The 7641-nt window shown below is 72.1% G+C and carries 8 protein-coding genes (1 of these 8 running past the window's edge); 2 read left to right on the top strand and 6 right to left on the bottom strand.

The genetic code is table 11. From position 1 onward, the window contains the following. Together QBL21_RS09360 and dapA are read right to left on the bottom strand one after the other, a co-directional pair. A protein-coding gene (locus QBL21_RS09360; protein WP_407561571.1) for a ribonuclease J crosses the window boundary here: on the bottom strand, positions 1–240 show its 5' end (the start). It extends 1446 nt beyond the left edge of the window; 240 of the gene's 1686 nt are visible here — the first part of the coding sequence; its start codon is at positions 238–240; the stop codon falls past the left edge of the window. 184 nt (positions 241–424) lie between these two features. Then, positions 425–1324 carry a 4-hydroxy-tetrahydrodipicolinate synthase gene (gene dapA, locus QBL21_RS09355; protein ID WP_407561569.1) on the bottom strand — a complete coding sequence of 300 codons (900 nt, stop codon included), beginning with the start codon at positions 1322–1324 and terminating at the stop codon, positions 425–427. Positions 1325–1646: 322 nt separating this feature from the next. Between dapA and QBL21_RS09350 the strand changes: the two genes are divergently transcribed. Together QBL21_RS09350 and QBL21_RS09345 are read left to right on the top strand one after the other, a co-directional pair. Beyond that, positions 1647–1892, top strand: coding sequence for a hypothetical protein (locus QBL21_RS09350; RefSeq protein WP_407561567.1), 246 nt, complete (start codon positions 1647–1649; stop codon positions 1890–1892). 105 nt (positions 1893–1997) lie between these two features. Beyond that, positions 1998–2567 (top strand): hypothetical protein, encoded by a 570-nt coding sequence (locus QBL21_RS09345; protein ID WP_407561565.1) that lies wholly within the window; start codon positions 1998–2000, stop codon positions 2565–2567. A gap of 81 nt (positions 2568–2648) precedes the next feature. On the opposite strand, the gene QBL21_RS09340 is transcribed toward QBL21_RS09345, so the two are convergent. The 4 genes from QBL21_RS09340 to QBL21_RS09325 are packed head-to-tail and all read right to left on the bottom strand — an operon-like array spanning position 2649 to position 7546. Next, positions 2649–3092 carry a hypothetical protein gene (locus tag QBL21_RS09340; RefSeq protein WP_407561564.1) on the bottom strand — a complete coding sequence of 148 codons (444 nt, stop codon included), beginning with the start codon at positions 3090–3092 and terminating at the stop codon, positions 2649–2651. A 22-nt stretch (positions 3093–3114) separates the two neighbouring features. Then, positions 3115–3870 (bottom strand): 4-hydroxy-tetrahydrodipicolinate reductase, encoded by a 756-nt coding sequence (gene dapB, locus QBL21_RS09335; protein WP_407561563.1) that lies wholly within the window; start codon positions 3868–3870, stop codon positions 3115–3117. 44 nt (positions 3871–3914) lie between these two features. After that, entirely contained in the window at positions 3915–5318 is a 1404-nt protein-coding gene (locus tag QBL21_RS09330) for a M16 family metallopeptidase (protein WP_407561562.1), read from the bottom strand. Next, complete coding sequence (locus tag QBL21_RS09325; protein ID WP_407561560.1) at positions 5315–7546, bottom strand: polyribonucleotide nucleotidyltransferase; 2232 nt, start codon at positions 7544–7546, stop codon at positions 5315–5317. The genes QBL21_RS09330 and QBL21_RS09325 overlap by 4 nt, the downstream gene beginning before the upstream one ends. Positions 7547–7641 lie beyond the last annotated feature (95 nt).

Raw genomic sequence — 7641 nt, 5'->3', positions numbered from 1 at the left:
GATGCCCTCGATGTCGTCGAGGCGGTCCCTGATGGTGGAGAAGTCGGGCAGGATCAGGTCGACGCCGGGCTGCTCCTCCTCGGGGAAGAGGACGCCGCAGTCGACGATCAGCAGGCGACCGTCGTATTCGAAGACGGTCATGTTGCGGCCGATCTCGCCGAGTCCGCCGAGCGGCGTGACGCGCAGGGCGCCCTTCGCGAGTGCCGGGGGCGGGCCGAGTTCGGGATGGGGATGGCTCAAAGGTGTCTCCTCACCATGCGCACCGGCCGGGTCCCGGCGGCGAGCCGCCCGGGCGGGGCGCACATGAATGCGTGCGACGGCGGCTTCCCTGAAGCCGCGCCGCGGATTTCTCGGTATGCGGTTGTGACGTCTCGGTGGCGGTGAGGACGACGGCTGTGCTGAGGCGTACGGCCGGGGCGTACGGCTACACGTGCACGCCGCCGCCCTTGAGGTCCCGCTTGAGCTGCTCGGTCTCCTCCGGGGAGAGCCCCACCAGCGGCAGCCGCAGCGGGCCGCCGGGCATCTGCCGCAGGGCGAGCGCCGCCTTGACGGTGATGACGCCCTGGGTGCGGAACATGCCGGTGTAGACGGGGAGCAGTTGTTGGTGCAGTTCGGTGGCCTTGGTGACGTCTCCGTTGTTGTACGCCTCGATGAGGGCGACCAGCTCGGGGGTGACGAGGTGGCCGACGACGGAGACGAAGCCGACGGCGCCGACGGACAGCAGCGGCAGGTTCAGCATGTCGTCGCCGGAGTACCAGGCGAGGCCGGTCTGGGCGATGGCCCAGCTCGCGCGGCCGAGGTCGCCCTTGGCGTCCTTGTTGGCGACGATCCGGGGGTGTTCGGCCAGCCGGGCCATGGTCTCGGTGTTGATCGGGACGCCGCTGCGGCCGGGGATGTCGTAGAGCATCACAGGCAGGTCGGTGGCGTCGGCGATGGCCCTGAAGTGCGCGTAGAGCCCCTGCTGCGGAGGCTTGCTGTAGTACGGCGTGACGGTCAGCAGACCGTGGGCGCCGGCGTCCTGGGCGGCGCGGGCCAGCTCGATGCTGTGCCGGGTGTCGTTCGTCGAGGCTCCGGCAACGACGTGGGCGCGGTCGCCGACTGCGTCCACCACGGCCCTTACGAGTTGGGCTTTCTCCGCATCGCCGGTGGTGGGGGACTCGCCGGTGGTGCCGTTGAGCACGAGCCCGTCGTTGCCTGCGTCGACGAGGTGGGTGGCGAGTCGCTGGGCGCCGTCGAGGTCGAGGGCGCCGTCGGGGGTGAACGGCGTGACCATGGCGGTCAGCATCCGTCCGAAGGGCGTCTGCGGGGTGGATGTCGGAGCCATGAGTGACACGCTACTCGTAAGAATGCCCGGAGTGCGCGCTTGGGTGGCGTGCGGTGCGGCAGGCGAGGGAGAACCCGGCACTGCCTGCTCGGGGGTTCAAGCAGTACCGGGTTCGTATCCTCAGCCTATGCGAACTTCGCGATAACCACCATTCCAGACATTTCGCAGCGGCATTCGAGGGCCCCGTCCGCCCCTTGGTACCTTTGAGAGGTATTCGGCACATGGCCCTGGATCTGGGCACTTTACGGGACGTTCCGACGTTGTCCGGATGGCAGGAGTCAAGTAGTCGACAAACCCACGAGCCCAGAGGTGGTGCCCCAGCATGCTTCGCCGTCGGCGTGAGCCCGTTCCGTTCGCCTTCATAGCGGAGGCCGACCGTTTCCGAAGCGACGTTCCCGTGCCGCCGCCCGTGCAGCGGGCCGGGTTCGGCGAGATCGCCGGGCGGGCGCTGGTGGGCGTGCTGATAGTGGCGGGGCTCGTCGGTGCGGTGGTGTTCGGCGTTCCGGCGATGCAGCTCACCGACGATCCCGGCTCGGCGCAGGACACGGAGACCGTGCAGAACCCCTGACGCCGCCGCGCGTGTCCCCCCGCCGCCGCCGTCGCAGCCGCCGCGGGTGCCCCGTCCGCACCCCCGGGGTGGTGGGCCCGTCGGGGCCTCGCTAGCCTCGCAAGCGTGCCACTGCCCTTTCTGACCGCCGACCGCGACTTCGGAGACGTCGCCGGCGACGCGCCCCTCCCCTACGCCGACCGCGACCGCTGGCGCCGGCCCTACCGCCCGGGCCCCTGGCGGGTGCTCATGGCCGCCGTCGAGCTGCTGCTCGCCTCGTACCTGCTCTTCGCGACCGTCATCATGCTGCTCGCCCGCTCGGTCACGGGCGCGCTGACGTGCGCGGGCGTGGCGGTGCTGTTCATCGTGGCGGCGCTGCGGCTGCTGCGGGTCGGGGTGTGGGTGAGCGCGTACGGGCTCCGGCAGGTCCACCTCCTGCACACCGTCACCCTGGCGTGGGACGAGATCGCCGCCGTACGGACCGTGCAGCAGCCCGTGAAGTGGCTCGGCCTGCCGCGTACGGTGCAGGGGCAGGCGCTCCTGGTGACCCCGGCGGCGCGGCGGCGCGGGCGGGGCGGGGCCGCGGTCCCGCTGCGACCGCTGCTGACGGACACCAACGCCGACTTCCTCAGCCGGCCCGAGGCGTTCGACCGGGCGGCCGACACCGTCGAGGCGTGGGCGACCGAGCTGCGCTGACACTCCCGTAGCCCGTCCTGCGCCGACCGTCCGACCCCGGGCGACCCCGGTCCGCCCCCGGCCGACCCGGCCGTACGGCCCCTAGCCCGCCGTTCTGCGCAGGGAGATGGCCCGCTGCATCGCCTTGCGGGCCCGCGGGGTGTCGCGCGCGTCGTGGTACGCCACCGCCAGCCGGAACCAGCACCGCCAGTTCTGCGGCGCCGCCTCCGTCTCCGCCTTGCGCCGCCGGAAGACCTCGTCGGCCGAGTCGCGGTCGATGCGCCCGCTGGGCGTGCGCTTCAGCTCGTCCACCGGCAGCCCGCCCTCGGCGTCCAGCTCCCGCGCCAGCGCGTTCGCGGCGCGGGCGAAGGCGGTGGTGTGCCACAGGAACCAGATGCCGATGGCGGGCAGCACGAGCACGGCGATGCCGAAGGCGACGGTCACCGGTGTGCCCTCGCGCAGCAGGTACCAGCCGCGGGTGCCGGCCAGGAAGAAGTAGACGACCAGCACGGCCGACAGCACCGTGTACGTGATCTTCGAGCGCATCAGCGGGGTCCGGGCGCCGGCGTCAGCCGAGGTCGAGGAAGTGTTCCAGGCCGACCGTCAGGCCCGGGGTCCCGGGCACCCGGCGGGCGGCGAGCAGGATGCCCGGCATGAAGCTGCTGTGGTGCAGCGAGTCGTGCCGGATGGTGAGGGTCTCGCCGGTGTCGCCGAGCAGCACCTCCTGGTGGGCGAGGAGCCCCCGCAGCCGTACGGCGTGCACGGGCACCCCGTCGACGTCGGCGCCGCGGGCCCCGGGCAGGGCGGTGGCGGTGGCGTCGGGCTGCGGCGGCAGGCCGGCCTCGCGGCGGGCCTCGGCGATGAGGCGGGCGGTGCGGGTGGCGGTGCCGGACGGGGCGTCGGCCTTGTTCGGGTGGTGCAGCTCGACGACCTCGGCGGATTCGAAGAACCGGGCGGCCTGCCGGGCGAAGTGCATGGTGAGGACGGCGCCGAGGGAGAAGTTCGGCGCGATGAGCACGCCGGTGGCGGGGCTCTCGGCGAGCCGGGTGCGCAGCGCGGCGAGGCGCTCGTCGGTCCAGCCGGTGGTGCCGACGACGGCGTGGATGCCGTTGCGTACGCAGAAGTCGACGTTGGCGGGGGCGGAGTCCGGGTGGGTCAGCTCGACGGCGACCTCGGCGCCGGCCTTCGTCAGCTCGGCGAGGTCGTCGTCGCGGTCGACGGCGGCGACGAGGTCCATGTCGTCGGCGCCCTCGACGGCCCGGGCGGCCTCGGAGCCGATCCGGCCGCGGGCGCCGATGACGGCGACCTTGAGCTGGGTGGTCATGCGCGTACTACCTCCGGTGTCGAGGGGGTGGACCCCGGTCCCGCTCAGGCCACGGCCTCCTGGAGCGCCGTGGCCTGCCGGTCCGTCACCGGGCCGATGACGGACAGGGACGGGCGGCGGCCCAGGACGGCCGTCGCCACGTCGCGTACGTCGTCGGGGGTGACGGCGCGGATACGGGCCAGGATGTCGTCGACCGACATCTGCTCGCCCCAGCACAGCTCGCTCTTGCCGAGGCGGTGCATCAGCGCGCCGGTGTCCTCCAGGCCCAGCACCAGGGAGCCGCACAACTGGCCGACGGCGCGGGCGACCTCCTCGTCGGCGAGGCCGTGCCGGGCGACGTGCGCCAGTTCCTCGCGGCAGAGCTTGAGCACGTCGGCGGCCTGCGCGGGGCGGCAGCCGGCGTAGACGCCGAAGAGGCCGCAGTCGGCGAAGCCGGAGGTGTACGAGTACACGGAGTAGGCCAGGCCGCGCTTCTCGCGGACCTCCTGGAAGAGCCGGGAACTCATGCCGCCGCCCAGGGCCGCGGACAGCACGCTGAGCGCCCAGCGGCGCTCGTCGTGCCTTCCGACGCCGGGGGCGCCGAGGACGAGGTGCGTCTGCTCGGTGCGGCGCTCCTGTAGCTCGAAGCGGCCGGCGGTACGCAGCGCGCGGCTGCCGGCGCGGGGGCCGTGCGGGACGGCGTCGGGGCTGTCGAGGGCGCCGGCGCGGTCGAAGGCGGCGGACACGCGGCGTACGACGTCGTCGTGGTCGACGTTGCCCGCGGCGGCGACGACGAGCCGGGTGGGCACGTAGTGGCGCTGGTAGAAGCGGGCGACGCGGTCGCGGGTGAGCCCGGTGACGGTCTCGACGGTGCCGAGGACGGGGCGGCCGAGCGGGGTGTCGCCGAGCATCGTGTGGGCGAAGAGGTCGTGGACGCAGTCGCCGGGGTCGTCCTCGGTCATCGCGATCTCTTCGAGGACGACGCCGCGCTCGGCCTCGACGTCCTCGGCGCGGATGACGGAGCCGGTGAGCATGTCGCAGACGATGTCGATGGCCAGCGGCAGGTCCGTGTCGAGGACCCGCGCGTAGTAGCAGGTGTACTCCTTGGCCGTGAACGCGTTCATCTCGCCGCCGACCGCGTCGATGGGCGCGGAGATGTCGAGCGCGGAGCGCGTCCGGGTGCCCTTGAAGAGCAGGTGCTCCAGGTAGTGCGTGGCGCCGCTGAGCGCGGGGGTCTCGTCGCGGGAGCCGACGTGCGCCCAGATGCCGAAGGTCGCGGAGCGCACGGCGGGCAGCGTCTCGGTGAGCACGCGCAGCCCGCCGGGCAGCACCGTCTTGCGTACGGTGCCGGCGCCCTCGCCGCCGGCGGAGCCGTCGGGCAGGGTCGCGGCGGTGGAGCGCGGACGGGGGACGGCCCGCCCCCGGTACGGGGGGCGGGCCGCCTTCCGGCTGCTGCGGGGGTGGGTCACTGGGCGGACTCGTCCCCGGACTTCTCGGCGTCGTCGCCGTCCTTCTCCTCGTCGTCCAGGACGGGGATGAGGGAGAGCTTGCCGCGCTGGTCGATCTCGGCGATCTCGACCTGGACCTTCTGGCCGACGCCGAGGACGTCCTCGACGTTCTCGACGCGCTTGCCGCCGGCGAGCTTGCGGATCTGCGAGATGTGCAGCAGACCGTCCTTGCCGGGCAGCAGGGAGACGAAGGCGCCGAAGGAGGTGGTCTTCACGACCGTGCCCAGGTAGCGCTCGCCGACCTCGGGCATCGTCGGGTTCGCGATGCCGTTGATGGTCGTACGGGCGGCCTCGGCGGCCGGGCCGTCGGCGGCACCGATGTAGATCGTGCCGTCGTCCTCGATGGTGATCTCGGCGCCGGTGTCCTCCTGGATCTGGTTGATCATCTTGCCCTTGGGGCCGATGACCTCGCCGATCTTGTCCACCGGGATCTTGATGGTGATGATCCGCGGGGCGTGCGGGGACATCTCGTCCGGCCGGTCGATGGCCTCCATCATCACGTCGAGGATGTGCAGCCGCGCGTCGCGGGCCTGCTTCAGGGCCGCGGCGAGCACGGAGGCGGGGATGCCGTCGAGCTTGGTGTCGAGCTGGAGCGCGGTGACGAACTCCTTGGTGCCGGCGACCTTGAAGTCCATGTCGCCGAAGGCGTCCTCGGCGCCGAGGATGTCGGTGAGCGTCACGTAGTGCGTCTCGCCCTCGATCTCCTTGGAGATCAGGCCCATGGCGATGCCGGCGACCGGGGCCTTCAGCGGCACACCGGCGTTCAGCAGCGACATCGTCGAGGCGCAGACGGAGCCCATGGACGTCGAGCCGTTGGAGCCGAGGGCCTCGGAGACCTGGCGGATCGCGTACGGGAAGTCCTCGCGGCTGGGCAGCACCGGCACGATGGCGCGCTCGGCGAGCGCGCCGTGGCCGATCTCGCGGCGCTTGGGGGTGCCGACGCGGCCGGTCTCGCCGGTGGAGTACGGCGGGAAGATGTAGTTGTGCATGTAGCGCTTGCGCGTCACCGGGTTGAGGGTGTCGAGCTGCTGCTCCATGCGCAGCATGTTCAGCGTGGTCACGCCCATGATCTGGGTCTCGCCGCGCTCGAAGAGGGCCGAGCCGTGCACCCGCGGGATCGCCTCGACCTCGACCGCGAGCGGCCGGATGTCGGTGACGCCGCGGCCGTCGATACGGACCTTCTCGCGGATGACGCGCTCGCGCACCAGTTCCTTGGTGAGCGCGCGGTACGCCGCGGAGATCTCCTTCTCGCGGCCCTCGAACTGCGGCAGCAGCTTCTCGGCGGCGACGTCCTTGACGCGGTCCAGCTCGGCCTCGCGCTCCAGCTTGTTGCCGATGGTGAGGGCCTGGGCCAGCTCGTCGCGCACGGCCGAGGTGAGCGCCTGGAGCACGTCGTCCTGGTGGTCGAGGAAGACGGGGAACTCGCCGGTGGGCTTGGCGGCCTTGGCGGCGAGGTCGGCCTGCGCCTTGCACAGGGTCTTGATGAAGGGCTTGGCGGCGTCCAGACCGGCGGCGACGACCTCTTCGGTCGGCGCGGTGGCGCCGCCCTTGACCAGCTCGACGGTCTGGTCGGTGGCCTCGGCCTCGACCATCATGATCGCCACGTCGCCGTCGTCCAGGACCCGGCCGGCGACGACCATGTCGAAGACGGCCTCCTCCAGCTCGGTGTGGGTGGGGAAGGCCACCCACTGGCCGCGGACGAGGGCGACGCGGGTGCCGCCGATGGGGCCGGAGAACGGCAGGCCCGCGAGCTGGGTGGAGGCGGAGGCGGCGTTGATGGCGACCACGTCGTAGAGGTGGTCGGGGTTGAGCGCCTCGATGGTGGCGACGATCTGGATCTCGTTGCGCAGGCCCTTCCTGAACGAGGGGCGCAGCGGCCGGTCGATGAGCCGGCAGGTGAGGATGGCGTCCTCGCTGGGGCGGCCCTCGCGGCGGAAGAAGGAGCCGGGGATCTTGCCGATGGCGTACATGCGCTCTTCGACGTCCACCGTCAGGGGGAAGAAGTCGAGCTGGTCCTTGGGCTGCTTGGAGGCGCTGGTCGCTGCGAGAACCATGGTCTCGTCGTCGAGGTACGCGACGGCGGAGCCGGCGGCGAGCTTGGCGAGCCGGCCGGTCTCGAAGCGGATGGTGCGGGTGCCGAACGAGCCGTTGTCGATAACGGCCTCGCTGTAGTGGGTTTCGTTCTCCACCAGGAAAATCTCCTCGTCTGCGCCCACGCCCGTGTGGCGTGGGCGGTGAGCGGTGGAGCACCCGTCGCGGCAGGCTCGGGCCGGATGAGCGGCTG

This window comes from Streptomyces sp. 184, assembly GCF_045781775.1.
Taxonomy (GTDB): domain Bacteria; phylum Actinomycetota; class Actinomycetes; order Streptomycetales; family Streptomycetaceae; genus Streptomyces.
Note: the sequence above shows the minus strand (reverse complement) of the source record. Positions and strands in the feature narration are given on the sequence as shown.

Coding starts and splice junctions, on each gene's coding strand:
- dapA (WP_407561569.1), bottom strand. CDS start 1,324: ATGGCTCCGACATCCACCCCGCAGACGCCCTTCGGACGGATGCTGACC.
- QBL21_RS09350 (WP_407561567.1), top strand. CDS start 1,647: ATGCTTCGCCGTCGGCGTGAGCCCGTTCCGTTCGCCTTCATAGCGGAG.
- QBL21_RS09340 (WP_407561564.1), bottom strand. CDS start 3,092: ATGCGCTCGAAGATCACGTACACGGTGCTGTCGGCCGTGCTGGTCGTC.
- dapB (WP_407561563.1), bottom strand. CDS start 3,870: ATGACCACCCAGCTCAAGGTCGCCGTCATCGGCGCCCGCGGCCGGATC.